Annotated in this window: 23 protein-coding genes; 9 read left to right on the forward strand and 14 right to left on the reverse strand. The window is 46.6% G+C overall.

Annotated features, from left to right (window positions below; genetic code table 11):
• The first annotated feature begins 113 nt into the window (after nucleotides 1-113).
• Nucleotides 114-4853 (forward strand): PAS domain S-box protein, encoded by a 4740-nt coding sequence (locus tag NC994_RS21275; protein ID WP_190434022.1) that lies wholly within the window; start codon nucleotides 114-116, stop codon nucleotides 4851-4853.
• 7 nt (nucleotides 4854-4860) lie between these two features.
• Here NC994_RS21275 and NC994_RS21280 read toward each other — a convergent pair whose 3' ends face one another.
• The 8 genes from NC994_RS21280 to NC994_RS21315 all read right to left on the reverse strand — a co-directional run bounded on the left by NC994_RS21280 (nucleotide 4861) and on the right by NC994_RS21315 (nucleotide 11950).
• Nucleotides 4861-5976: an AI-2E family transporter gene (locus NC994_RS21280; RefSeq protein WP_190411785.1), complete on the reverse strand. Its 1116-nt coding sequence runs from the start codon at nucleotides 5974-5976 to the stop codon at nucleotides 4861-4863.
• A 379-nt stretch (nucleotides 5977-6355) separates the two neighbouring features.
• Nucleotides 6356-8263 carry an ATP-binding protein gene (locus tag NC994_RS21285; protein ID WP_190434024.1) on the reverse strand — a complete coding sequence of 636 codons (1908 nt, stop codon included), beginning with the start codon at nucleotides 8261-8263 and terminating at the stop codon, nucleotides 6356-6358.
• A 68-nt stretch (nucleotides 8264-8331) separates the two neighbouring features.
• Nucleotides 8332-9234, reverse strand: a complete 903-nt coding sequence (locus NC994_RS21290) for a PhnD/SsuA/transferrin family substrate-binding protein (RefSeq protein WP_242029110.1) — start codon at nucleotides 9232-9234, stop codon at nucleotides 8332-8334.
• A gap of 358 nt (nucleotides 9235-9592) precedes the next feature.
• Nucleotides 9593-9919, reverse strand: a complete 327-nt coding sequence (locus NC994_RS21295) for a hypothetical protein (protein WP_190434026.1) — start codon at nucleotides 9917-9919, stop codon at nucleotides 9593-9595.
• 258 nt (nucleotides 9920-10177) lie between these two features.
• Nucleotides 10178-10615, reverse strand: coding sequence for a DUF4079 family protein (locus NC994_RS21300; RefSeq protein ID WP_190411781.1), 438 nt, complete (start codon nucleotides 10613-10615; stop codon nucleotides 10178-10180).
• A 318-nt stretch (nucleotides 10616-10933) separates the two neighbouring features.
• Nucleotides 10934-11329 carry a DUF1830 domain-containing protein gene (locus NC994_RS21305; RefSeq protein ID WP_190434028.1) on the reverse strand — a complete coding sequence of 132 codons (396 nt, stop codon included), beginning with the start codon at nucleotides 11327-11329 and terminating at the stop codon, nucleotides 10934-10936.
• Between the two features lie 42 nt (nucleotides 11330-11371).
• Nucleotides 11372-11674 carry a hypothetical protein gene (locus NC994_RS21310; protein ID WP_190434030.1) on the reverse strand — a complete coding sequence of 101 codons (303 nt, stop codon included), beginning with the start codon at nucleotides 11672-11674 and terminating at the stop codon, nucleotides 11372-11374.
• Nucleotides 11675-11794: 120 nt separating this feature from the next.
• Nucleotides 11795-11950 (reverse strand): hypothetical protein, encoded by a 156-nt coding sequence (locus NC994_RS21315; protein WP_190429912.1) that lies wholly within the window; start codon nucleotides 11948-11950, stop codon nucleotides 11795-11797.
• A 35-nt stretch (nucleotides 11951-11985) separates the two neighbouring features.
• Between NC994_RS21315 and NC994_RS21320 the strand changes: the two genes are divergently transcribed.
• The 5 genes from NC994_RS21320 (at nucleotide 11986) to NC994_RS21340 (ending at nucleotide 18110) form a co-directional block, all read left to right on the forward strand.
• Nucleotides 11986-13557: a photosystem II high light acclimation radical SAM protein gene (locus NC994_RS21320; RefSeq protein WP_190434032.1), complete on the forward strand. Its 1572-nt coding sequence runs from the start codon at nucleotides 11986-11988 to the stop codon at nucleotides 13555-13557.
• Between the two features lie 99 nt (nucleotides 13558-13656).
• On the forward strand, nucleotides 13657-15069 hold the full coding sequence (locus NC994_RS21325; RefSeq protein ID WP_190434034.1) for a DICT sensory domain-containing protein: 1413 nt from the start codon (nucleotides 13657-13659) through the stop codon (nucleotides 15067-15069).
• A gap of 139 nt (nucleotides 15070-15208) precedes the next feature.
• The gene (locus NC994_RS21330; protein WP_190411776.1) at nucleotides 15209-15856 is read left to right on the forward strand and encodes a pentapeptide repeat-containing protein; all 648 of its coding nucleotides are present in this window, start codon (nucleotides 15209-15211) and stop codon (nucleotides 15854-15856) included.
• A gap of 203 nt (nucleotides 15857-16059) precedes the next feature.
• Nucleotides 16060-17313: a pentapeptide repeat-containing protein gene (locus NC994_RS21335; protein WP_242032517.1), complete on the forward strand. Its 1254-nt coding sequence runs from the start codon at nucleotides 16060-16062 to the stop codon at nucleotides 17311-17313.
• A gap of 302 nt (nucleotides 17314-17615) precedes the next feature.
• Entirely contained in the window at nucleotides 17616-18110 is a 495-nt protein-coding gene (locus NC994_RS21340; protein WP_190411775.1) for a hypothetical protein, read from the forward strand.
• 4 nt (nucleotides 18111-18114) lie between these two features.
• Here NC994_RS21340 and NC994_RS21345 read toward each other — a convergent pair whose 3' ends face one another.
• A complete protein-coding gene (locus tag NC994_RS21345; protein ID WP_190429907.1) occupies nucleotides 18115-18330 on the reverse strand; it encodes an RNA-binding S4 domain-containing protein in 216 nt (71 codons plus the stop codon).
• Between the two features lie 296 nt (nucleotides 18331-18626).
• Here NC994_RS21345 and NC994_RS21350 point away from each other — a divergent pair, with 296 nt between their 5' ends.
• Complete coding sequence (locus tag NC994_RS21350) at nucleotides 18627-19049, forward strand: pentapeptide repeat-containing protein (protein ID WP_190434054.1); 423 nt, start codon at nucleotides 18627-18629, stop codon at nucleotides 19047-19049.
• Nucleotides 19050-19051: 2 nt separating this feature from the next.
• Here NC994_RS21350 and NC994_RS21355 read toward each other — a convergent pair whose 3' ends face one another.
• Nucleotides 19052-20626 carry an ATP-binding protein gene (locus NC994_RS21355; protein ID WP_190434036.1) on the reverse strand — a complete coding sequence of 525 codons (1575 nt, stop codon included), beginning with the start codon at nucleotides 20624-20626 and terminating at the stop codon, nucleotides 19052-19054.
• A gap of 235 nt (nucleotides 20627-20861) precedes the next feature.
• Between NC994_RS21355 and NC994_RS21360 the strand changes: the two genes are divergently transcribed.
• Nucleotides 20862-22268 (forward strand): AMIN domain-containing protein, encoded by a 1407-nt coding sequence (locus tag NC994_RS21360; protein WP_199299537.1) that lies wholly within the window; start codon nucleotides 20862-20864, stop codon nucleotides 22266-22268.
• A 103-nt stretch (nucleotides 22269-22371) separates the two neighbouring features.
• Here the strand turns inward: NC994_RS21360 and NC994_RS21365 are convergent, their stop codons facing one another.
• Nucleotides 22372-22911 carry a DUF3172 domain-containing protein gene (locus NC994_RS21365; RefSeq protein WP_190434040.1) on the reverse strand — a complete coding sequence of 180 codons (540 nt, stop codon included), beginning with the start codon at nucleotides 22909-22911 and terminating at the stop codon, nucleotides 22372-22374.
• 236 nt (nucleotides 22912-23147) lie between these two features.
• Nucleotides 23148-23870 (reverse strand): hypothetical protein, encoded by a 723-nt coding sequence (locus tag NC994_RS21370; RefSeq protein WP_190434042.1) that lies wholly within the window; start codon nucleotides 23868-23870, stop codon nucleotides 23148-23150.
• 260 nt (nucleotides 23871-24130) lie between these two features.
• Between NC994_RS21370 and NC994_RS21375 the strand changes: the two genes are divergently transcribed.
• Nucleotides 24131-24961 (forward strand): ABC transporter permease, encoded by an 831-nt coding sequence (locus NC994_RS21375; RefSeq protein ID WP_190434044.1) that lies wholly within the window; start codon nucleotides 24131-24133, stop codon nucleotides 24959-24961.
• A gap of 42 nt (nucleotides 24962-25003) precedes the next feature.
• Here the strand turns inward: NC994_RS21375 and NC994_RS21380 are convergent, their stop codons facing one another.
• Together NC994_RS21380 and NC994_RS21385 are read right to left on the reverse strand one after the other, a co-directional pair.
• On the reverse strand, nucleotides 25004-26182 hold the full coding sequence (locus NC994_RS21380; RefSeq protein WP_190434046.1) for a clostripain-related cysteine peptidase: 1179 nt from the start codon (nucleotides 26180-26182) through the stop codon (nucleotides 25004-25006).
• 198 nt (nucleotides 26183-26380) lie between these two features.
• Nucleotides 26381-26662, reverse strand: coding sequence for a hypothetical protein (locus tag NC994_RS21385; RefSeq protein WP_190434048.1), 282 nt, complete (start codon nucleotides 26660-26662; stop codon nucleotides 26381-26383).
• Nucleotides 26663-26706: the final 44 nt, after the last annotated feature.

Here is a 26706-nt window from a genome sequence, read left to right on the forward strand (position 1 = left end):
AGCCATAACGAGGCAGGAGATATAGCGATCGCCCTCGATTTGAATAACTTTACAAATATGCATTGCTTTGAATACACCTGTAAAAATTAGAATGCTACCCTTCAAAAACGTAGATGAAAGCACCTTTACCCGAAAACGAACCAGAACGGATTCAAGCGCTACAGCAGTATGAAATCCTCGATACCGCCGCAGAACAGGCATTTGACGATCTGACGCTTTTGGCTGCACACATCTGCGGTACACCAATTGCCCTCGTCAGCTTAGTTGATACGGATCGGCAGTGGTTTAAATCAAAAGTTGGCATCACGGCTCAGGAAACTCCTCGTGATATTGCTTTTTGTGCCCATGCTCTCCTGCAAACCGACCTATTTGTTATCCGCGATGCATCCACTGACGAGCGGTTTGCCAATAATCCCCTCGTGACTTCCGATCCGAATATCCGGTTTTACGCGGGTGCTACTTTGTTAACCCCAGAAGGCTTGGCACTGGGAACTTTGTGTGTGATTGACTCCGTACCGCGAGATTTGAGTCCCCAACAGCGGGTGGCGCTGCAAGCACTCAGCCGGGAGGTGATGACGCAACTGGAGTTGCGACGGAATAATCGTGAATTGGCACAGGCGATAAAACAGCGTGACAAGGCACAAGAAGAACAGCTTCAATTCTTCACCCTGTCTCTAGATATGCTGTGTATTGCCGGGATGGATGGCTATTTTAAACGTCTAAATCCATCATGGTCAAAGACTCTCGGCTTCACCAATGAGGAACTTCAAAGCCAACCGTTTATCGAATTTGTGCATCCAGGCGACCGGGAAGCAACGATTGCCCAAGTGCAACAACTTGCTACAGGTATAGATACAATTTCTTTTGAAAATCGCTACCGCTGCAAAGACGGCTCTTATCGATGGCTATTGTGGAAAGCAACGCCCTTGTCTGAACAGCAAGCAATCTACGCAGTCGCTCATGACATTACCGAGCGCAAGCGTCATGAAGAAGAAATGCGGAATGCCCAGACATTTCTGAACTCAATTGTCGAAAATATTCCCCACATTATTTTCGTCAAGGATGCTCAAGAACTTAATTTTGTGCGTTTCAATAAAGCGGGTCAAAAATTAATTGGTCGTAATCCTGAAGAGTTGCTGGGAAAGAATGACTATGACTTGTTTACCAAAGAAGAAGCAGATTTTTTCACCGCTACCGATCGAGAAGTGCTGGCAACCGGAAAAATTTTAGATATCCCAGAAGAGCGGATACAGACAAAAGATAAAGGTTTAAGAATATTACATACTAAAAAATTACCGATTTTAGATGCCCAAGGAAACTCACAGTATTTATTAAGGATTTCTGAAGATATTACCAGTCGCAAGCAGGCGCAGGAGGATCTGCGAAAAAGCGAAGAATGCTTCCGCTTAGTCGTAGAAGGGGTCAAAGATTATGCAATTTATATGCTCGACCCCAAGGGATATATTGTGAGCTGGAATGCGGGAGCAGAAAGGATTAAGGGATATCGAGCGGAGGAAATCATCGGGCAACATTTTTCTTGTTTTTATGAGCCAGGAGAAAATCAACAAACGATCGCGCAAAGCGAACTAGAAATTGCGATCGCTCAAGGGAATAGCGTTGCCGAAGGCTGGCGTGTGCGGAAGGATGGTTCGCGGTTTTGGGCGCACGCTGTCGTAACCGCCTTATATGATGACGCTGGAAACCTGCGCGGATTCTCCAAAGTGACGCGGGACATTACCAACCACAAAAGGACACAAGAAGCATTAGCGCTGCAAGCCCGTCTCGCTCACTTCCGCGCCGAGGTGGATTCTGCCCTCACTCAAAGCGACACCCTGCAAAGCATTTTGCAGCGCTGCACCGAGGCAATGGTGAAGTATTTGGACGCAGCATTTGGGCGGATCTGGACGCTCAACCGGGAAGAAAGGATGCTGGAACTGCAAGCCAGTGCTGGGATGTACGCGCAGGTTGAGGGTTTATATCGCCGCGTTCCGATCGGCACCCTGAAAATCGCCAAAATCGCCCAAACTCGCCAACCCTACCTAACCAATTCTGTCGTAGACGATCCTCAGATTCTGGATAGAGAATGGGCGGTGCGGGAAGGAATGGTCGCCTTCGCTGGATATCCCCTGATTATTGAAGGCTCTGTAATGGGAGTGATAGCAATATTTGCTCGTCAACCCCTAAATGAATCCGTTCTCCAGTCGCTGGAATTTGCAGCGGACAGGATTGCCCTGTGGATCGAGCGTAAACAGGCACAAGAGGAATTAAAACGACAGAACTTGCGATCGCAATTATTTTCCGAAATTACCCTAAAAATTCGCCAGTCCTTACAACTCGAAGAAATTCTTCAAACCACCGTTACCGAAGTCAGAAAATCCCTCGCGTGCGATCGCGTAGTGATTTATCGTCTGGCAGCCGATAAAACGGGTACCATCGTCACCGAAAATGTCGTTTCTGGTCTGCCCGCCTTATTAGGGCAAACTTTCAGTGCGGAAATCTTCCCCGAAGCTTACCATGAGGACTACTGCCACGGAAAGATCAGGATCGTGGCTGACGTAGAAAATGCTGAGATTTCACCGTGTCATCGGGAATTTTTGCAGCATTTGGCAGTCAAGGCAAAATTAGTCATCCCGATCTTGCAGAAAAACGAACTTTGGGGACTGCTGATTGCCCACCAATGCACCTCACCCCGACAGTGGTCTAGCTTTGAAGTCGAACTGCTGCAACAACTCGCAGACCAAGTCGGCATTGCCCTGGCTCAATCCCAACTCCTAGAAGAAGAAACCCTCCAGCGCCAGGAACTAGAGATCGCCCGTCACCAAGCTGAGTCAGCTTCTCAAGCCAAAAGCGCCTTTTTGGCAAACATGAGCCACGAAATCCGTACCCCTATGAATGCCGTTTTGGGAATGACTGGGCTGCTTTTAGACACGCCCTTGACTACAGAGCAAAAGGATTTTGTTGAAACGATTCGCATTAGTGGAGATGCCCTGCTGTGCCTGATTAATGAGATTTTGGACTTATCCAAACTAGAGGCTGGAGAGATGGATCTGGAAGTTTTAGACTTTGACTTATCTACTTGTGTAGAAGAAGTCTTAGATTTATTAGCTCCCCAAGCTCATGCCAAGGATCTGGAAATTGCTGCCTTGGTCTATCGCAACGTTCCTACCCACCTCCAAGGCGATGTTGGTCGTCTGCGGCAAATTCTCACCAACCTGATTGGCAATGGCATTAAGTTCACCAACGCCGGTGAAATTGTGGTGAGGGCAGAACTACAATCAGACACCTCCCCCAATTCTCTTGGGAAGGGCGAATCAGAGGACGTGGTAACGATTCGCTTCTCTGTCACCGATACGGGCATTGGCATCACCCCAGAAAATATGAGCCAATTGTTTCAACCCTTTTCCCAGGTAGATTCCTCTGCCACGCGCCAGTATAGCGGCACCGGCTTGGGACTGGTCATCTGCAAACAGCTCGTCACCTTAATGGGAGGAGAAATTGGCTTTGAGAGCCAACCAGGGAAGGGAAGCAAGTTTTGGTTTACAGTGCCTTTCAAAAAGCAAGCGGAACGGATAACACCACCCATCCAAACTTCTACCAATCTAGCGGGACGGCGTCTGCTAGTAGTTGATGACAATGCCACGAACCGCAAAGTGGTTCGCTCTCAGGCGGCGCACTGGGGAATGCAAGTAGATGAGGCGGATGGTGCTGCCGCCGCCATGAGAGTTTTGCAAGAAGCTCTGGAGTGGGGAATTCCCTATGATGTGGCGGTGATTGATATGCAAATGCCCAATGTTGATGGCATTACTTTGGGCGAGCAAATCAAAGGAAATCCCATGCTGGCTAATTTACCCTTGATTATGCTCACTTCTGCCGATCAGCGAGGGGAGGCGCAACGGGCGACGAAGGCAGGATTTGCTGCCCATTTGATTAAGCCAGTCAAGCCATCTCGCTTATTGGATACCATTGTCTCCATCTTGGGGAAGCAAGAGGAACAGCGGGACAGAGGCAAAGAGGTAGGCAAAGAAGTAGAGGAGAAGAATTTTTCACCCCAACCTTCCCGAATTCCAATTCCCCAAAGCAAGTTGCGAATTTTGCTAGCTGAGGACAATCTGATTAATCAAAAAGTTGCCCTCAAGCAGCTAAATACTTTGGGTTATGAAGCCGATGTCGCTGCGAATGGGAAGGAAGTCGTAGAGTTATTGGAAAAAATTCCCTATGACTTAGTTCTGATGGACTGTCAGATGCCGATTCTCGACGGTTATGAAGCAACGCGAGAGATTCGGCGGCGACAAGGAGAAGGTTCGCGCCGTACCACTGTCATTGCCCTAACCGCTAACGCGATGAAAGAAGACCGCAAACGCTGTCTTGATGCTGGGATGGATGACTATTTGAGTAAGCCAGTATCAAGGGAACAGTTAGCATTGCTAATCGACCATTGGACGAAAGTCATTTTTCAAGATGCAAATGCCAGCAGTGGGGGTGTTGCCACACGGGAAGATGTAGAAACGCGATTCTCGTCTTTACAAGATTTAGTGGATTGGGAACATCTGCATCAACTTTCTGAGGGCAGCAGGGAGTTTGAGTTGGAACTGTTGCAAATGTTCTTCACGGAAGTTCAGGCTCATCTAGAATCGGTGAAAAGAGCGATCGCTATCAATGACTTTGATAGTCTTGCAAAAGAAGCTCATCACATCAAAGGTGCGAGTGCCAACGTCGGAGTAGAGGGGATGCGAAGCAATGCCCAAAAGCTGGAGGAACTCGCCTCCCACTACCAACTTGCAGGAACGACTGAGATAGTATCTGCGTTAGAAACAGCGCTCAGCCGCATTCAATCTTGGGTTAAGGAAATTTAAGGAATTGCTAATTGCTAGGAATTCCCCTTTGCTCCTCTGTGGTGATAACGACTTCCTTCGCAAAGGGGTTGTGAAAAAACGATCCGGTTTGAGGTGGCAGCATGGGATCGAGGACAATTTCTGCAAGACTTTTCCCGACACCTGTTAGGGGAATTGCTAGAATCACTCCTAACAATCCCCCCAATTTCGCTCCGAGTAGGAGAGAGACAAAGATAATCACTGGCGATAGACCTGTCAAATTGCCCATAATTCGGGGTGCGACCAAATTATCTTTTATCTGCTGAAGTGCGATCGCTATGGCTAAGACTTGCAGCGCCTGAAACCAATTGATAAACGCTACCACAATCACAACCGTGGCAATTCCTAAAGTTGCTCCGATAAAGGGAATGATTTCCATCAACCCAATAAAAACCGCAAATACTAGGAAGAATGGCACGTGCAATGCCCAAAATGCGAGGGAAAGAGTCGTTGCCATAAACACACCCAATAACACCTGACCCGACACAAATCGCTGCAAATTTCGTTGCAATGATTCTGTCAAACCATCTTTAATTTTGGATGAGAAAATACTCGTCAGTCCCCGCCAAACTCGCTCACCATCAATGAGCATATAAAAAGAAATAACGAGAATTAGAATTAAGTCAAAAAACCAGTTAAAAGTGCCTAATACTAAGCCAAAACCTCTGGTAGCGATCGCTTGGGCTTGCGCTTGTACTCGTGCCAACAACTCAGAAGCCAAAATTCGCACGTCAAACGGTAAATTGTGTTCGGCACTCCAAGCTTGGAAGGCGGCTAATTGCTGTTGTCCAGACTCTAGGAGCGAAGGTAAATTTGTCACCAATTGCCGCCCCTGATTAAACACTGGCGGTACTACAGTCAGACCAATGAGTACCAGAGTTAAGCCTGCTATTAAATAAACTAAGATTGCTGCCACACTCCGGGGCAAGAAAGTTTGCAAAACGGCAACAGCATAGTTAAGAAAAAATGCAATCAGTCCGGCGGTCAGCAAAATGCTAATCAACTCACCCACATATCTCAGAGCCAAAATCGTCACCCAACCGCTTGTCAGAACGAGCAGCCAAGTGATTAGAAACTGTTGGAGGGGTGAAAAGGCACGATTCATCTTTGCTCTATCTCAATGGGGGAGAGTGGGTCGTAGGACTCCTGCTAAAGTTATTTAGAAAAAACTTTGCTTTCAAGACAGCAGCCGCTCTTTGGGGGCAAGCTGTGAAAGTCTTTGCAGAGGATCTTAAACAATTTAACATCCATCTGCGAGGCAACGATAGAGAGGACGGGGTTTGCGCGTGAAGCGATATACTATTTTGTTGTTTGTCTGCAACAGATAAACTTCTGCCTCCTTTTTTGTAGCCTTAGCAAAGGGATGCGCTCTTCACAGCGAAACCGAGATCCCGGACTTCGGAAGAGTTGCCCTAGGATCTCGCTTTCGCTGGCATCTCACAACTCAAATCGGATTGCTATAGCAGTTCTTTTAAGAGCTAACGCTAGTTGTGAGTTTTTATCGGCAATGCGATCGCAAACTCTGTTCCTTGTCCAAACTCCGAAATTACCTCGATTTTCCCCTTGTGCTTTTCAACGATTTGGTAGCAGATGGAGAGTCCTAAGCCAGTGCCTTTACCTACCGGCTTCGTTGTGAAGAAGGGATTAAACAGCTTGTCTTTAATTTCCAAAGGAATTCCAAAACCATTATCTCGAATTCTTACCCGAATATAGTTAGACTTGAACCGTTCCGTGTGAATCAGAATCTGCAATTTTTCGGTTATTATTTTTTTATTTTGGATGGGAAATCCCTTGTTTATTGCTTCCGCTTCTTCCTGTCTCTCATTTTTGCTCTTGGTCTCTTCCAAAGCATCAATTGCATTACTGATAATATTCATAAATACCTGGTTGAGTTGAGCTGGGTAACACTCAACGAGAGGCAAATCTTCATACTCTTTGATTACCTCAATTCCCCGCTTAAGGCGGTGATTGAGAATCAACAACGTGTTTTCTATCCCTTCATGGATATCGACTGGTTTCATCTCAGATTCATCTAGCCGGGAGAAGTTTCGCAAAGACAAAACAATTTGCCGAATACGTTCAGTGCCCATCTTCATAGAAGACAGGATTTTGGTAAAATCTTCCGTAAGGAAGTCCACGTCAATTGCTTCAATCTCGTGTTGAAGAAGAGGGGAAGGGTGAGGGTACTGCTGCCGATACAGATGTACTAAATTAAGCAGTTCTTGCGTATAAACGTTAGCGTGTTCCAGATTACCGTAGATGAAATTGATGGGGTTATTAATTTCATGAGCGATACCTGCAACTAGCTCTCCCAAACTGGACATTTTTTCAGTTTGAATGAGTTGAGATTGGGTTTGTTGGAGTTCTTGAAGCGCTTGTGTCAATTCCTCGGTTCGTTGTTCTACTCGCTCCTCTAGTGTCTGACGAGCTAACTCTAGTTCGTGGGTATATTCTCCTACCCACTGCACTAGGCAATTTAGAGAGGTTGCTAATGACCCCACTTCATCCTCAGTGGTAACTGGACTGCGGAGGTCAAAATTAGATTCTTGAGTGATGGCTCTGGCAACTTGAGTGACTGCTTCGAGGGGACGAGCGATCGCACGAGCCGTAATAATCGCCAACGCCACCGCGATCGCCACTGACAGCAGCATACTCCCAACAATAATTTGCAGCCTTAGTGTCTCGGCTTGCCCAAGCTTGTTTTTTGCTTCTATCTGTTGAGATTCTGCTGTCTCTTTCAGCCTAGTTAAACTCTCTGCTAATCGGTCGAAACTAACAATGATATTAGTCGCTGTTTTGCTTGTGATAGAATTCAAGAACTTTTGCTGCGCTACCGAAATTTCTTCTGTTTTCAAGTTAGCTGGATCAATCTGCCGCCAGAGAAACTTAATTAACTGAGTGTAGGATTCGATATTGGTTTCATAACCATTCAATAAATTCTTTAAATCTGTAGGCTTTGTTGCTAAATTATCGGGGTAGCTGTCTATAAAAGAGTGGAATTCTGATAATATTGTCTGGCTCCGACTAACACTTGTAAAAAACTTAGCAGTTTCGTAGTCAAACCAAATTGGTTCTCCTAGTACAATAACCAGCCGCTGTGGGTGCGCTCGCAGTTCACCAACAGCATTTTCTAAGTTACTGAGGAGATTTTGCTGCTTCTCGGCAATTATTAGCTGCTTTTGAGCCTTCTTTTCGTAATAGTCTCCGCTAATTAGACCAATCGTTGTTCCTAAAACCGCTATGCCGATAGCCAAGGAATAACCGTAACCAATTTTTTTGGCTATACTCAAGCGCGGAATGAAGCGTCTTACCCAGTTTGTAGAAAATTTCAAGGTGTTCCCTTGGTTATCTAAGTTAGGCTTATCTGCAACCCCATGTCTTTTGAGATCCATTGAGGAAAGTCTAGAGGTTTAAAAAAACAAAAAAAATATCCAAAAATAGTCGAATCAAGCGATTAAAGCTATTGAACAAAACTACCTTGTCCAATAGCTTTATAGACCTCGCGAATCATATTGTAATCAGCATCATTCGCCGGAACTATCTGAGAGCCTTTGTACTTACCTTCCTCGACGGATAAAAGACTTTGAATTAGTTTGTCCTGATTTTTAATTGCGCGATCTCTCATCTCTTTAACGAATTCAGGAGCGAGCTTACTACTAGCAACAAATAAGTCCTTGGGGAGAAGCGGCCCTTTCACGATTAGCGGTAACTCACTCTCAGATAAGCCTTCATCTTGGAGGAATTTCTCATACTTAACAGTAGACCCTCCCCAAGCATCAACCTCACCTTTTTTCAAGGCGGGTAGTCCCTGACTTCCTAACATGAGGATTTTTAGGTCAGATTTAGGATCTAATCCAGCATCAATCAAAAACTTGGTGGGACCCAGATAACCGCTGGTTGAGCCTAACTGCCACATGGCAATTTTTTTACCTTTCAACTGTGCTACTGACTCGATCTTGCTGTTAGCAGAGACACAGATAGCTGCATGGTAGTTTGGTCGAGTGATGCCGATGACAGGAACCGCATTTGTCCTAGCACGCATGATTACATATTCCGAGGGGCCTGTGAGAACAAGATCCAGCTGATCTGACTGTAAGGCGGCGGCGGCGGCGATGTATGTTTCAACGGGAACAAACTCAAGTTTCGTTTCCAGTACCTCCTCTAGTGCCGTCCGCAATCCCCCATAATTACGCTGCAACTCTTCAAGGCTCGGAATCTCGGTTACTGTAAATCGGAGCTTTTCAGGGAAATTTCTGGCATTTGAAGGCGAATCTCTATCATTAGGGTTACTTGCTGCGGTACAGCTTGTGATTAATATTAGGGAATACCAAAAAAAATGGCGTCGCCGCATAATTTTTGCCAACAAACAAATAGAAATAATTCTAACTAATTAAAATTAGATTTTGGTTAAGAATAGGTCGTAAGCTATTTAACTCTAATCGTAGAATAAAAAATTAACTTTAAAAGTCTTATAAAAAGGTTTGTCGTTATTAAAGTTGCAGGCATAAGCGGCTGATTTTCTTGCAGAACGCGAGATTAAAGCCGCCCATATTTCTATGAGTATTAACCTTGGCGATAGCGAAGCGCCGACCTGTCGGTTCGCGCTTGTCTTACTGTAGGCGACGATACGACTTTATGGCGAGAGGAATGCGATCGCTTACACGAACCTCGTGTAGCGACTCCATCGCACGTTGTATTCCTTTGCAATTTCTAAAAGCCGATTACCACAACGCTGGCACCGGATCTTCTTCGGGTGGTAGGTCTACCTGCGATGGGGTATAAGGATTGCTGCGGGTTGCAGGTTGTTGTTGTTGTTGTTGTTGCTGTTGCGTTACTGGAGGGGTTGTTGCCGTAGGGGTTACGGTTGGAACTGGGCTAACCGTAGTGGTCGGTGTAGGAGAGGGCGATGGTGTTGTCGTTTGACTACCCGCAGGAACTACTTGCCCCGCACTCTCACTACCGAGGGGGAAGCGCACGCCCACGATACCGCCTAAAAAAATAGCAAGAGCTACTACGAAAATCACGCCTGGGATTATTTGATCGCGCATCGCTCAGCGGTAAAGGCTTACTTTAATTCATCTTAGTCGAGTCAAAAACCCTAAGCTGTTCGCTTAAGGAAATAACTTTGTGTATTTTCACGAATTTTCGGCTAGTGCCACTCACCCCACCGACGGATTTCCAGCCTGCTCCGTGAAAAAGCACTGTAGCGGCGGGGGTTCCCCATCCATGCTCACAGGCTTTGCGAAGAAAGATGGTTATCTAAACAGCATAGACTTTAGTCTGTGACCATCCTAGTAAGGTTAAATCTAGGGTAAATACTTTTGTACCACGCTCCAGCCGGTTAACGAAACCCAAGCTAATCCTACGAATAACACTAGATTGGTTGCAATATGAACCGAACGCGCCCAAGCTCGGTTGGGATTAATCAGAATTGCACTTCCCGCTGAGAGCAACACTAATACAACCACTGCCCACCCGGCAATCCAGTGCGCCGAGTGAGCGAGGCTGCCATAATGACCTAACGTGCCGACAATCCCAATGGCGAGCAGCAGCAAGACGAGAGCCACCAGAATTGCGCCAGTGGCGTAGTGAAAAAGACGCAACCATCGCGGTTGCGAACTTCTTTGCTGACGAGCCGCAAACATCCAACTGCCAGTAACTCCCAGCAATAGGTAGGCTAATATCGACAAGCCCATCGACCATGCAGCAATTTTCCAGAGCCAGAGAAAAGAAGGTAGATTCACTCGTTACTTACTTACATTCAGCTACAGCAGCATCTACTTTTCATCTTAAGCTGTTCGCTTGGTGCAATAGCAATCCTACTTTTAGCGGAGAGATACCAGCCCTTCAGCTCCCCGACTTCGGAAGAGGTGCCCTAGGATCTCGCTTTTACGAATCATAATAGGACTGCTAGATCGCTGAGAAAAAAGAATTTGTCTATCTACGTATACGAGAATTAACCAGTTAATTTCCCGAAAAGCTAATCGCTAATCTCTAAAAATCCTATAAAAAAGAGCTGTCGCTTATGACAACCCTGAAATTACTGAATTTTTTCAGCAAAACTAGCCAATATAAGCGGTTGTTAAAGATTCTACGGTTTCTAAATTTCTCTTTTTCTGGATTTCAAGCTTCCGGGTATTATCGTTTATTATCTTTTTTTCCTCATCGTGTAGGTCGATTGTATTCAACTCGGAATCATTGCCTTCACTGATACACAGGCGATCGCAGGGAATGGTATCTGAGAGGATGGCACTTGCCATCATCCCTGTATGAATTTCCAGATTCGCTTCGGGCATTGCTTCAAACACTAAGCGTTGTCCTGGAAAGACAACGCGCTCAAAGTACCAGTTCGGAATGTTAGAGATCCGAGCAATTTGAATGTGGCTTGTAGCATTAACGTAGCAGCACAGAATGCGATCGCTGTTACCAGAAGGAAGGGGATCGAGTATTTGAGCCATAACTGCTGAGGAGCTTTGCGCCACTGCCTAGGATTACCATAACTAAGCTAACATTCGGCGATCCCGGCTTGTTGTAAACACGAATACCAACTGAATATTCTGGTGAGATATCCCCCCAAAGTTAGAGGAAAAAATTCCCGTTTTAGTAACCTTTGCTACTGGCGATTGTAACGGCAATTTTCCGTGCTTAAGCTTCCGACTCGCACTATGACTCCCGGTAAAAATACCTCCCTCACGTCTCATGCCAGCATTGCCAGATGAAAATGCAAGCGAAGCCAAGGTTTTTCCAGGATAAGCAATGAATTGGTGCTGAATTTTGACTTGTTGTTGAGAACCGGCTGCCACTAGAGATCGATTTTGCAGTGTTCGGCTTTCTTTTTTGGCTCCAGAACCAAAATCAGGGCAAGACTGAGGATAGTCAATGTTATCGTAAAGTTATATAAAGACCTTTCAGAATCATTTCATTTATAGATACAGAGGTGCTGCTGTCGCCAGTAAGTCCTGCGGGTCAATGGCGGATTCACATCTAGTCGCTAAAGATACCAAACATGGCTCGAATCCTGAGAGCAAGTCATAGCCAGAATAATTTTTGAGAAAGCGATCGCATTTGTCGCTTTCCATCTCAGTAGTAGTAAATTTAGATACAAAAAGACACGATGAATAATCGAATTCTCTACGTCCGCCTCCCCTGCAACCCGATTTTCCCTATCGGAGTGGTTTACTTATCCGATCACGTACACAAGCAATTCCCAGAAGTCGAACAGCGGATCTTTGACTTAGGAACCGTGCCGCCTCTGGATTTCACTGGGGCGTTGGATACGTGTGTTGATGAATTCAAACCCACATTGCTGGTATTTTCCTGGCGCGATATTCAGATTTATGCGCCCGTGGGCGGCAGAGGTGGCAACCCACTCCAGCACGCCTTTGAGTTTTACTACGCCAAAAATCCGCTGCTGAAATTGCGCGGGGCACTGGGAGGGTTGCGCGTCACCACGGCATACTACACCGAACTGTGGCGCAACCTGGGATTAATCAAACGGGGACTCAAACGCGCTCAAAAATATCATCCAGAAGCCAAAGCCGTTGTCGGTGGCGGTGCTGTGAGCGTATTTTACGAACAACTCGGTAAGAGTCTGCCATCCGGGACAGTTGTTTCGGTGGGTGAAGGCGAAGCGCTGCTGGAGAAAATGCTGCGAGGGCAGGATTTTCGGGATGAACGATGCTATGTGGTGGGAGAGACAACGCCACGCGATCGCATGATCCACGAACGTCCTACGAATATCGAAAAAACCGCCTGCAATTACGACTACATCGAAACCATTTGGCCTGAGTTTCAATATTATCTGCAAGACGAAGATTTCTACGTTGGCGTGCAGACAAAGCGCGGTTGTCCCCACAACTGTTGTTACTGCATTTATACAGTGATTGAGGGCAAGCAGGTACGGATTAACCCAGCCGATGAAGTTGTCGCAGAGATGCAACAACTTTATGACCGAGGGATTCGTAACTTCTGGTTTACTGATGCTCAGTTTATCCCAGCTCGGAAATTTATCGATGACGCCGTTGAGCTATTGCAGAAAATCCTCGATGCTGGGATGAAAGACATCCATTGGGCAGCTTATATTCGGGCAGACAATTTAACGCCTGAGTTATGCGATTTGATGGCGAAAACCGGCATGAACTACTTTGAAATCGGCATCACCAGTGGTTCTCAAGAACTTGTGCGGAAGATGCGGATGGGCTATAACCTGCGAACCGTCTTAGAAAATTGCCGCGACTTAAAAGCAGCAGGTTTCAACGATTTAGTTTCCGTCAATTACTCATTTAATGTAATCGACGAAACGCATGAAACGATTCGCCAAACCATTGCCTACCACCGGGAACTAGAGCGTATCTTTGGTGCAGATAAAGTCGAACCGGCAATCTTCTTTATTGGCTTACAACCTCATACTCATTTAGAAGAATATGCCTTCGATCAGAATGTCCTTAAACCCGGATACAATCCCATGAGCATTATGCCGTGGACAGCCAAAAAATTACTTTGGAATCCAGAACCCCTCGGCTCATTCTTTGGGGAAGTTTGCCTGCAAGCATGGCAGCAAAACCCCAACGATTTCGGGCGAGAAGTGATGAAAATTCTAGAGGAAAAACTTGGTTGTGCCGACTTAGAAGAAGCCCTTGCGGCACCGATTCAGCCAAAAGAAAAACACCTAGTTACGGTATCTTAGCTTCATAAATAGCTAAGTAGCGATTGCCCACCCTAGCCTGCATTGCTCTTCTTCCCTTGCTCTTTGCGTCTTTGCGGTTCATTTAATAAAACCAAAATTATGTTAGAAGGCTCCATTCTGCAACAGCTAGAAGTTGCCCACAGATCGAGTAAAAGACCAATTCGATTTGGGGTGTACTACAAAAACACCCTCGTTGCCCTGTGCCATGCGCTAGAAGACCACATCTTAACGGAGGACAGTTCTCCCTTGACCATTGCCGCTTTTCAAAGAGGCAAATGGTATCTGCAAGAAGCCGATCGCTATGGAGACATCGCACAGAAAGCAGGTCAGATCGCAATTATGGCGGCGTCAGATTCGGGGTTTACCGAACACCCAACTAGCCAACGCCCAAACGTGGATTTAGTGGGCTTAGATCCCTCCGATCCGGTTGCCCAAGAGTGGCACTTAATCATCTTTTCGCCGACATACACGGCGATGGTGCTGTGTCAAGAGCTTTCGGAAGAAGATTATGGTGCAGCAGGGCTACCCGCGTCTGACTTGGAGCGCAAATTCTATGGGCTGTGGACGTTTGAGCCAGAGTTAGTGAAAGAAACGGTGGATATAGCGATCGCCCATATTGGTCGCTACAACCCGGAACTAGAGAAAAAACTCATCGCCTGCAAGGAGTCCATGCAGCCCTCCTTAGGAACCCCTCACAATCTCGGTGCAGTGGTGTCTTCCGTAGTGGAGTATCTCCAGCATGGGCAAGATGATATATCAACCGGCACCAATCTAGACATCCCCGCCGGATCTCGCCAACAAGCGCTGGATCGGAACTTAGTTTCCAACGAAATCCAGGCATTCTTGCGGATGGCGCAACTCATGGATATGGCAGATGTCACTAACCCAATGGCAGCAGCAGAAGTGGTAGCGTTCTCCGAAATGATCGGGCAAATGCTCGATTTACCCGCTTGGCAGATGAAACGCCTGCGCCTTGCCGGGTTGCTGCACCGCATCGATCCGTTGCAAGGGGCGGAAAGTGTATTGGCTGCGGCTAAGTCGAGTCGCTACGACGAAGAGGCACCGAGTTGTGCGCTGACTTGTCCGTTGGTGCCAGGAGCGCAAGTCTTGAGAAGAATGTCACAATTGCGGGCAGTTGCCCAAATCGTCACTCACCAAACCGAGTGGTGGAACGGGACGGGTGAGCCAGCCGGGTTAGCGGGTGATGAAATTCCCTTGGAATCGAGAATTTTGGAATTAGTCTCAGACTTTCAGTGGCGACTGGCGCAAGCGAGAAATGCCAATCCCGACAGCGAAGAGAATTTATCCAAAGCTTTAGAAGAGTGTCGGCAACAACAGGGCGATCGCTTCGATCCCAAATTGGTTGAAACGCTCTCACTCCTCGTCATGGGGATGCAACAGGGTTTGACTCTACCTGTCACGCCAAGCAAAGTGACGGCGGGAATGTGGCTCTTGGATGCAAATCTTTATGCCGGGACAGCAGTGCAACCATCCTTAATGGGCAATGGGTAATGAAAGTGATGAGTTATGAGTTTTGAGTGAAAAGAGAGCTTTTTAATGCCATACTCAGACGCGATAACCGCAAGCCTTTTACAACTTAAAACTTTTTTCCTCATTAGCAATCCTTCAATTAGCAATTAGCAATTAGCAAATGGACATTGAAGCAATTCGCTCCGGCAAACTCAAGCAACTGCCAGGTACAGATTTAGAAGATGAAGATTTTTCAGGAGTAGATTTGCGAGGTATCAATCTCGCCGGTGCCAACCTCGTCGGCACAAATTTTAGTGGCTCCAACTTGGAACGCGCCCGTCTTGATGGTGCAAATTTAATCGAAGCGCAACTTGTAGGCGCTGACTTGCGGGCAAACCTGCTGGGCGCTAACTTGATGCAAGCTGACTTATGCGGTGCTGACTTGCGCGGGGCAAATCTGCGAGGCGCTAACTTGATGGGAACCAAGCTTACTCAAGCGTCTTTTGCTGGTGCTTTCTTGAGCGGTGCCAACTTAATGAGTGTCAACTTGCAAGGCGTGGATTTGCGGAGCGCTGACTTGCGGGGTGTAAACTTGAGCGGAGCCAATCTGCAAGGTGCAGACTTAAGCCAAGCGGATTTACGTGGCGCTTTGCTTAGCGAAGCAAATCTAGAAGAAGCAGACTTGCGGGGTGCAAATCTTGCCGGAGCAAATTTGACAGGAGCAAATTTGCTCTGCGCTGAGTTAGATAGTGTTAACTTGACTGGTGTAACTTTGGATCGAGCTTGTTTGACTGGAACCTGTGCGGAGCGCATGGCTTCAAAAGCCTGAGAAAATCTCTGCTGCTAGCGGTTCTCAGTGGACTCAAAAAAACCTAACCCTCAGCCCCTTCCCACCTCTCCCTAACCCTCTCCTACAAGGAGAGGGAAGCCGAATAAATGTTTTCTACGGGGAAGGGGAGCCAGCCCCTCTCCAGCCTAAAAAAATTTAATCTTTGTTCCTGCCTTGTAGGGGAGGATTCGGGAGTGAAGAGGATGCCGGGGAGCGAAAAGTTTGAGCCTCGAAAAGCTTTACTTCATCTGTACATTGCGGTGATGATCGACGAAGCGAACCGACTACTGAAACAAGGAATTGAGCAATATCAGACGTATGTAGAAACAAAGGTTCTTACATCTCTACAAGAGGCAATGCAGTCTTGGCAACAGGCACTTAGCCTCTGTCGAGGCAGCGAAGCGAGTATCGTTGAGGGAGCGGCTTTAGGCAATTTGGGGGCTGCGTATAAGGCTTTAGGAGATTTACCTCAGGCGATCGCATTCTATCAACAGCACTTAGCGATCGCTCAACGTATCCAAGACAGGCGCGGCGAGGCAAATGCGCTGGGAAATCTGGGAAATGCTTACTACATTCTCGGTGAGGATACAAAAGCGATTGAGTACCAGCAACAACGGTTAGCGATTGTGCGGGAACTCCAAGATCGTCCAGGTGAGGTGCAAACGCTCTCGAATTTGGGGGCGGCTTATCATTCTTTGGAAGAACATATAAAAGCGATTCTCTGCTTTCACCAGTCAAAAGCGATCGCCAAAGAATTACAAGACGTTCGAGGGGAAGGACAGGCGCTTAAAAATCTCCGACTTGCTTACACCGCCCTCGGAGACTTGCCGGCGGCTCGCGATTACCAGCAGCAGTATCTGACAATCATACGGGAACTATTGGCAGCAGCCAAGGCAGATGACTTCATCAGCGGCGCGAAGATGCTGGGCATCAATCCATCTGAGGATTTTGCTGAAGCCGACTTGAGTGGTGTTAACCTTCGCAGCGCCAACCTCCGCAACGCTGACCTCAATCATACCAATCTCAGCAATGCCGATCTCACCTTTGCCGACTTGAGCCGTGCCAACTTAAGCGGTGCCAGCCTTTCCCATGCCTGCCTTTGTAATGCGAATCTGCGAGATGCTCATCTGTTGCACGCGAACCTTACTCAAGCAGATTTGCGGACTAAAATGCCCCGTGCCAATTTAACTAGTGCCGACCTTAGCGGTGCAAATTTAACCAGTGCATACCTTCCCAATGCCAATTTGACGAATGCCTCCCTGACGGCTGCCAATCTCAGCGATGCTGATTTAAGCGGTGCTAACTTGAGCGGCGCAAATTTCAAAGATGCTGAGCTTAAGCGTGCCGATTTCAAGGGTGCAAATGTGGAGGATGCTTTGTTTGAAGGAGTTTTGGGGCTTTCTGAGGCAATGAAGCTCGATCTCAAGCAGCGAGGGGCAATTTTTGAGGAGGACTAGCGATCGCTTCGCTACCTCAGCGTCACCACTCCAGCTATAAAATCAGCCACTAACCGCAGCATTTTCAGCCACTGTAAACTCATCAAACTTTCTTGAATCACTGCTTCAGCAACAACGATAAGATTAAACTTTTATCTATCCACCAATCTTTTTCTGCATAAATATTAAAAAATTTCAGTCTTGTTTTTTTATATAAATTGTCCAGATTTAATCATAAATCACTCCGACGATTAAACCGCAAATATTTGGTTGTTATTATAATTCAAAGAAAGCCTTGATTAATTTTCATACTTGTTAAGCGGATGTTTCATTCAATAAATCCAGACAACAATTTTAGGTTGGACGGTGTTTACACTTGTCCAGTTTGTCGGCACGGTGAGATTGCAGCAATGCCGTTAATGGAGGCATGGGCTTGTAACTTTTGTAATCATATTTTCACTGCCGATCCGATTCAACAATCTGTGAAAATGGCAGATAGCGCATCACCAATAACTTGGCGCTGGAATGGTCGAACTTGGCAAGGTGCCCATCGTAAGGGGAATGAGTTGGGTTGGGGTGTTGGGTTGGCAGCAGTTGCCTTAGTCTTATTACCGACTACTCTTGTTGCCTTGTCTACCTACTTTTTCCCCCCAATACCCGGTACTCCCTTATCTTGGGTGCCTACTCTTTGGATTGGGTTAACCTTTTTAGCTCATCTTGCTTTTGTCGTAGATGTTGTTGTTGAGTATTATCAATTTCCAGTCTTTGCTTACGTCAACGCAATCCGACGACATCTGTTAAAAGGAACAAATTTCTAAGTTGCTAGGACTCAACATTGTTCAACTCAACCTCAACAGTTCGTTTTCCCACCGTTACGCGATCGCCGGAAACTAACTGTCGTCCTCGCCTGGTTTCCAGGGTGCCGTTGACTAGAACAAAACCCTGTTGAATCAAAAGCTTAGCTTGTCCACCCGTCTGCGCCATCCCTACCCACTTTAAAAACTGATCGAGCTTAATTGTGCTGTCATTTACCGCCATAAGAAGTGTTGCACTCCAACGTAACCGTATTATGCTGAGGGCTAATATAGCAATCCTAATTGATATGGGAATAACAGTTTTTGGGTAAGTGGTAAAAAGTTTTAAGTTGGAAAAGACTTGCAGCGTTAGCCAAGCGAGGCGTTAGCCTAGCGCTGGCTTGTCACTTCGCGTCTGAGTTTTGAATGAAAAAACTCTTTTGCTGCCTCAGAACCCAACCGAGCGCTACAGATTTACCACTACCAAAAATTTCAGCAGTTGCGCCAAGCTACATTAACCAACCAGAAAAGGAGGAGTGGATGATCGTTGAGAAGGATGAACTGCTGGAGCGATATGCGGCGGGAGAACGAGATTTTAAAGGTGCAGACTTAATTGGAACCGATCTTAAAGGCGTAAATCTGAGTCTAGCGAACTTCCAGGAGGGATCGCTCAGCGAAACTGACTTGAGTGGAGCTAACCTGAGCCAAACCTCTTTAATGGAGGCAAGTTTAGGCACAGCCAATCTCAGTGGAGCAAATTTGAGCGGGGCGAATCTTAGTGGAGCGAATTTGTTTCGGGCAAATCTCAGGGGTGCCAATTTGAGCGGGGCAAACTTGAAAATGGCAGATTTGACAGAAGCTGACTTGAGCGGGGCAAACTTGGACGGAGCAAACTTTTGGGGGGCTTACCTGACAGGCGCGAAACTAGACGGTACCAACCTGCCAAAAGATACTTGTTCCTAAATTTACTGCCGAATCGGAATTTCGATGACGAACTCGGTTCCCTGCTCTGGTGCTGAATTACACTTCAAAACGCCGCCGTGTCTCTCGACGATGATTTGATAGCTGATTGACAAACCCAGCCCCGTGCCTTTACCAGTGGGCTTTGTCGTAAAGAAAGGTTCAAAAATTCTAGTGCGGATTTCTTCGCTCATTCCGGGGCCATTGTCGATAATCCGGATACTTGCTTTTCCGTTGTCGAGGACATCGGTACGAATCCGAATACAAGGCAGGGGAGCCGGGGAAGAGCCGAGCAAGGAAGAATGTAGCATCTCCTGTGCGCTGCCTCTTCGCGCCTCTGTCTCCTCCAGGGCGTCAATCGCATTAGAAATGAGATTCATAAATACTTGGTTGAGGAGTCCGGCGTAACACTCTATGGATGGCAAATCGCCGTATTCTTTGAGAATGGCAATCCCCGTATTGACTCCTCTGGATTTCAAGCGGCTGTGGAGAATTAGTAGCGTGCTGTCAATGCCTTCGTGGATATCAACTGCCTTCATCTGGGCTTCGTCAATCCGCGAGAAGTTTCGCAGGGACTGGACAATTTGCTGAATGCGGTCAGCCCCGATTTGCATGGAGGATAAGGTTTTGGGGAAATCCGAAATTAAAAAATCCAGATCGATTGCCTCAGCTTCCTCTTCAATCTCAGGCACTGGCTGGGGATAATGTTTGCCATAAAGCTGTAGGAGGTTTAGCAAATCTTGGGCATATTGATTCGCATGAACCAGATTGCCGCAAACAAAGTTAACTGGGTTGTTGATTTCGTGGGCAACCCCAGCAACTAACTGCCCTAGACTAGACATCTTTTCACTTTGGATCAGAAGCGTCTGGGTTTGTTGTAGTTCGCACAGAGCTAATTGCAGATGGTTCGCTTGTTGTTTGAATTCTACTGCCGATGCTTTTAAGGCTGCTTCAGCAGATTTTCGTTCGGTGATGTCGGTGACGAAGCCTTCGCAGTAGAGTAAGGCACCGGCGCGATCGCATAATGTATGACCGAAGCACTGCTCGTCCTTAGTGTATGCCACACTATAGCTGCTTACCGTTTCGTATTGCTTTGCAGATCGCAGCTCTTGGCGTACTGCCCGTGCATTTTCCGAAATCCAGATGATGCTGCCGTCTTTTCGATAAACCTGAGACTCAAACCCACTCACCGAACCGTGTTCTTGCAGTAAATACAGAAATTCGTCACGCCGATTGGGATCTACATACAGCTGGCGCTTGATGTCCGTCAGATGGGCAATTAGTTCCTCTGGTGAAGCGTAGCCGTAAATCCTTGCCAGTGCTGGATTGACGCTAATGTAACGCCCGTCCGGGGTTGTCTGAAATATTCCCTCGACAGCGTTTTCAAAAATACTCCGATACTTTTCCTCTGCTTGCCGCAAAGCCTCTTCCACCTGCCGACGCTCGGTGATTTGATGGGCAAGTTCTCGATTCGCTTGCTGCAACTGCATCGTTCGCTTGACAAGCTTTCTCTGGACTTTTTTCCACCGCTCCACCCAGCTAGAAGCATCAATTGGCACATTGTCACGGCTTAGGAACATGGGACGTCTCAGAGTTTAGTTAGCCAATACTCGTAGTATGAAACCATCCGAGAAATTACTGGGTGATAGCACTCGCGTTTGAAGTGTGATCTTTTATGTGATGATTTGGTGATATAAATCCATTTTATTTGTGATGTAGATCGCTGAAATTACGGAGACAATTGTTGTACCTGGAACGTTATTTCAGTCAATTGCGATGTGGGGAGAAAAATTGATACTGGGATTTCGACTTTTTATGAGTAGATTGAAAACGCTTAGTTTGGTTGGCGCGATCGCGATTATGGGGAGCGGCATGGAGTTAAAAGCGATCGCTGCCCGGTTAACAAATTGGCGATTTGACCCAGCGCTGAATCAGTTAGAAATCACTCTGGATGAGGGAACGACGCCGCGTTATTTTCTTCTGGCTCAACCGTCTCGGATTGTTCTGGATTTACCCAATACTCAAGTGGGAATGGTGGAAACTCAACGAAGTTACTCTGGCCCAATCCGCCAAATTCGAGTCTCTCAGTTCGAGGCTGGCATTACCCGAATAGTGCTGGATCTCGCACCAGAGGTAGTTTTATCCCCCCAACAAGTGCAATTGCAAGTAGAACCTGGGAATCGCTGGGTATTGCGTCCCCTGATTGCTAACGTTCTCGCTCCAGAAGCAGTGCCTCCCAGCAGGAGCGGGGTTTCTCCGTCCCTGCCTCCCCCTATCTTCCCAGAGAAACCAACGCCGGGTGTCGTGAGTGTGCCGTCTCTGAATAACTCAAGTACGTTACCCAATTTAGCGACGCCAACAGTTCCTTCAGGGAGAATTGCGACGAATAATCCTGTGTTAGTGAGCGTACCTGCTCTTTCTGGCGCGATCGCTACAGCACCACCAGTAACCGTGAGACAGCCTCAGTCTTCCTCTGCCACCAGAGTGGTTGAATTTGGTCAACCGTTGCCGATGGAGGAAAATTCCTCCCAAGTGCCTGCAAGGAGAACCAGAGTAGCCCCAGTCCCTTCTCTAGAAGCGGGTGCGTCCGTACCCATGTCTATACCTGCCACACCGACAACCGCCGCACCGAGAACCACCGCCTCTCCAATGGTTGTCGTGCCGCCCCTACATAAGACGGCGACGGTTGTGCCCGATCCTTCCAGCTCCACATCGGCACCGATACAAGCGCCAACGGCATCTCTAAATCCAGACATTCTGCTGCCTTCTGGCACTCCGCTGAGCCTGCGTTATCCGGGCGACAAGGTTTTAACACTGCGAGATGGTGTCTCGCGCCAGGAAGTGTTGCTGCTAGAGGAAGAAATACGCGATCGCACTGGTAAACTTATCGCCCCAGTTGGTACGCAGGTGATTGGACGCTTTGAGATCGACCGGCGCGGCAGTCGCTTTATTACCCAAGCGATTAGCCTGGGTGGACGCAATTTTCCCCTTCTCGCCCAATCAGACTCCCTAGACGGCAACCGTCAAGTTTCACAGAACCGAGTTGTCCGGAATTCTGCCATTGGCGCTTTAGCCTTAATTCTATTAGGAGGCTTTTCAGGCGTCGGTTTGTTGGGAGGCGCTGCCGCCGGTGCTGCCACCACCTATCTGACAGCTCCTCAAACCGCTATTATTCAACCGAATCAAATACTGCAAGTTCAGCTCAGCGAAGATTGGCGGTAAAGTGAGTTGCTAATGGCAAACAAAGGCGATCGGTAATGGGTTATTGGAACGAACAAATCCTGATTACCAATCCCGATTACCGATTAGCCATTAGCCATTCCCCTTAGAAATTATTTGTTTCCGGCGGCGGTGCGCCTGCTCCTGGCTGATTCAGGAAGAAATTCTGGGCACCATCATTCTGATAGATGCAGCGGATATCTGGTTGCCCGTCCAAACTGCCGGTATAGCCAAAGGTGTTCATCCGGTTCTTGCAATCCCGCACCTGATCTGCTGTTACCAGCTTTCTTTGTTCCAAAATAGACCAGTTGTTACTACGCAAAACACAACCCGGTCGCATATTGGGCTGCGAAACGTAAACGTTAAAGGGATTTAGGGTTACATAGACGCGAGTATCCATCACCATCGCGCTGGCTCCAAACTGCACGCAAAGCTCAGGATTCGGCGCAGCACGGTCAATGAAATCACGCGATGCGACGTTTTCTGGGCTAAACGTCGCTGTAGAGCTAAAGCCAATCCCTACCCCGATTCCCAGAACGAAGACGCCGCCGATCAAAGCGATGGAAGTGTAATTGAAAGGGGATGATTTAGCGGATTTAGGGGCACTATAGGGAGTATCGGCAGGGTATCTAGATTTACGTTTCATCGTCGCTTAGGTAATTTCACGCCTACTGGACAGGGAGTAATCAAACTGCTCTCCTTTCTCCCAGTATGGCTATAGATTGTGCCGCTAGGCGGAAGGGAAGAGAAGGGGAAAGAGGAAGGGAAAGGGGCAAAGAGGCATCGAAGAGTTTAAAACTACAGTTTCCCCAGCTACCAGAAGCGATGCATCGCGTCTCTACAAGATTTCTTGCAACTGTAGCTGCTTTGCCTCCCCAGTGCTTACTCCTCGCTCGCTAAGTTTCTACTTTCATTCAACAATTGGGAGTAGGCATGGGCGACATCTTTGAGATGTTGATATTCTTCTTTCATTCGTTGATACTGCAACTCAAAAGCCAGATGTGAGACGATAAGCCGATCGGGATTGTACTCAGCTACCTTAACTCCAATTAAAGCCTCTCTAATTAAACGAACATATATTTTTTGTAACTGTTCGGCTTTCCTTAACAGCTTTTCAACCTCAAGTAAAGCTTTCTCATAGGTAGCTACTTGGACAGAATACACATCAGAGGTAGAGACTAAATCAGCTAAGTCATTAATTTTACGATATTGCTCCTCAAGTACGGACATTTCTGGCTCTAATTGCCAGTGTTCGTGAATGATGGGAGCTAGTTCTTTGATGGTAGTCAGCTTTGGATCGTTCGTTTTAGAGTTCTGCTCGATCACCTCCACATCATTGAGGGGATGCCAGGAATAAATATATTCAACATCCCCTTCAGGCGTCAGTCTGGGAAAGACAACTTGGACTCTATTCTGACGCCTAACCATCAGCGGAATTCCATAGTTTTTTAGAGGTAAGCTGGGATACTTCTGTTCTGCACCTTTCACCAAAACAACAGTATTATTTTTAATTTGTTTAATCTTGGCTTTCCGTTTTTCATTAACCAGATAGGCAATGACCAAAGGTACAAGTATTACAAGAATGATTAGAAATCTTTGCAGCACAGCGATCGCCTCCAGCCTCCATCTGTTGCACGGGAAGGTAGTCGTTGATTTATTGTGACTGATTTTGCCTTCGACTGACGAGTGTAGGAAGAACAGGGGTGTGGAGGTACAGAGGTGCAGGGAGAGGCACAGGGGAGAGGTGCAGGGGAGCGAAATCTCATTGCCTCCTCGCCTCTGCTTGGCTTCTGTCCCAAGCTAGGTGGGGACTGGATTAAATGTAAAGTAAAAATTAAGCAGTTCTCTGTTGTTGGCTTGCATCTGTGAAATCACAAACGTCGCTACATCTGGGCAAAACCTTAAAAAGCTCCCAGTTTCAAACTCTGATTGCCGATAGTCTCACCGTTTTTTGGGGGGATTGGTTAGATTTACGTGTCCGAATTGTGCAGGTGGCGGCGTCTGGGCTAATATCGCCTCTGATTTACATTCTGGCGTTTGGATTGGGGTTGGGTAGCTCTATCAAGCCTGGTGTGGGGATTAGCGGTAATTACAATAACTATCTGGAATTCATTTTGCCGGGGATGGTGGCGCTATCGTCGATGGTGATTAGTTTCACCGGCACGACATTTTCCATCTGTGGCGATCGCTTGTTCTCGAAAACTTTTGAAGAAATGCTGCTGGTACCAGTGCATCCTCTCGCTTTGCACTTAGGAAAAATGCTAGCTGGTGTGGTGCGGGGATTAATGACGGCGGGTTCGGTGATTTTAGTGGCGGTACTCTTTACTGGCAAGGTTTGGAGTTTTTTGAACCCTTTGTTTCTGCTGCTGGTCGTGCTGAATTGCGCGGTGTTTGCTGGGTTGGGTGTGATTGTCGGTTTAAGCGTGCGATCGCTCGAAGCGGTTGGTCTTTACAATAATTTTGTAATCATCCCCATGTCGTTTTTAGGAGCAACATTCTTCGATCCCGCCACTCTCCCGGCTGCCCTCAAGATAGTTGTCTATCTGTTGCCCCTGACTTATACCAGTATTGGCTTACGCGCCGCAGCTTACTTGCCAATGTCGCAGTTTCCCTGGTACTCGGTGCCGATTTTAGCGGTGATGGCGATCGCGCTTTCCTTCGTTGGTGCTTATCAATTTGCTCATCAACAAGATTAATTGGTTCAGGAAGGGTGGGCACTGTCCACCTTCCTGAACTAATCAGCTAACGATAATTGCGTCGAAAAGTTTCAGAAGTTTCAAGTCCTCAAAAGCCTGGAAATCGCGGTATTTTTCCAGCTCCTGCTTGCTTTCCGGGAAAAAGATACCAAGCCCCGAAAAATTTTCATATTCTGGAATAGGGCGAAATAATGTACCATTTCGTTTTACTTTATAAATGATTGAATTATTTAAAAAATCAACGAATTCATTGTATCTATTTTGATTTGCGCCTGACTGATTGGTGATAGTTTGAAAAAATGAGACAACATCGACAAACCGTTCGCCCATATACTTATAAGTTGTCAGATTGCTCAAATTTATATTTTTTATATTAGCTGCCAGAACTGCATCAATAAGCGGATTAATTTTTGCAGATAGTTGCGTGATAGCACGATTATTGATAGCGGTATAGCTATGGTACATATCGCTAGATTCAAACTCCATAATCTTTACTGCTAGCTGTCCTCCACTAATTTCTGGTTGACGCCCCAAAAAATTAAATAATTGCTCGTAATAATAATTGGGAACACCTAGCAGTAATTGGGAAGAAAGAGTATATTTCGCTGTATCTCGAAAAGTATAGTTGGCTTCAATAGTTCCTTTATTGCAATTTTGAAAGAAAACTAACTCTACCCGCTTGCCTACTTGCTGATTAAAATTTGCGATCAGACCGCTTAATTTTTGGATATTCATCCACTGAGTTTTTAAATTCAAGCCTGGTTCAGGGTGTTCATCTGGGCTAATTTCATCTAAACGACCCCCATGTCCTAAGAATACAATTGCCCATTTTTTAGCTTGAAATTGCGACTTAGCCCAATTAAGATATTCAGAAAAAGCTTCTTCACTGGCGCTGTTTGCTGTATTTAAGCTTTGAGTAGAAATATTTCCTTTAGTAAGGATGTTTCTTGAAATTTTTTTAGCTCCGCTAAAATCAGATTGTATCGCTACAAGAATATTATCGCTATTCACACTTTTGGCAAGCATATCCATAATAGAACGGCCAAACTTTGAGAGGTCGTTATCATAAGGCATCCAATATAAAAAAATCCATTCGTAGAGTCGCTTATTGCTCATGCTTGTAGCAATAATATCTGGCTGATTTTGACTGAGTAAAATCAGGTTTCCTAAAAAGGATGCACTACCTAACGCCGAATACTGAAGCAACTTTCTGCGCTTCATAGAGCTAGTAACTCAGTAGATTATGGATGAATGCTTCGATGTTAACCCCTGGCAAAGCAAACTCGCAAGAGCAAGCGACACCCTTTCCTTCGTCGGTGCTTACCAATTTGCTCATCAGCAAGATTAAATTTTGAACTGCCAAAATGCTAAGGATGCTCAGAAGAGGATTTAATTGCGATCGCTCTGTTGACTCAGCCTTTACCTCAACCGAGTCGCTACCTGCACTCGGCTAGTGGAGTGCCATCTTTGGTCTTTCCAGATATCAAAAACATCATTGTTTCGACTATCAACTCGATGACATCCCATCCAATGCTTGTCATCTCTGGCTCGTAAAAATGTTGCAGCCTTGACTCGAATATCATTATGCCATGTCTTATCATCAACTTTCCATACCTGGAAACAATGATGATTTATAGCGGTTCTCAGTTGGATGGCATACAGTAAGGGAGTAGCCCAGCCTGCCAGACAATCGCCGATCATGAAAGCCTACTCGCTTGACCTACGCCAAAAAGTGATTGATGCCT

It is taken from the genome of Trichocoleus sp. AS-A1 (assembly GCF_039962015.1).
Lineage (GTDB): Bacteria > Cyanobacteriota > Cyanobacteriia > Cyanobacteriales > FACHB-T130 > FACHB-T130.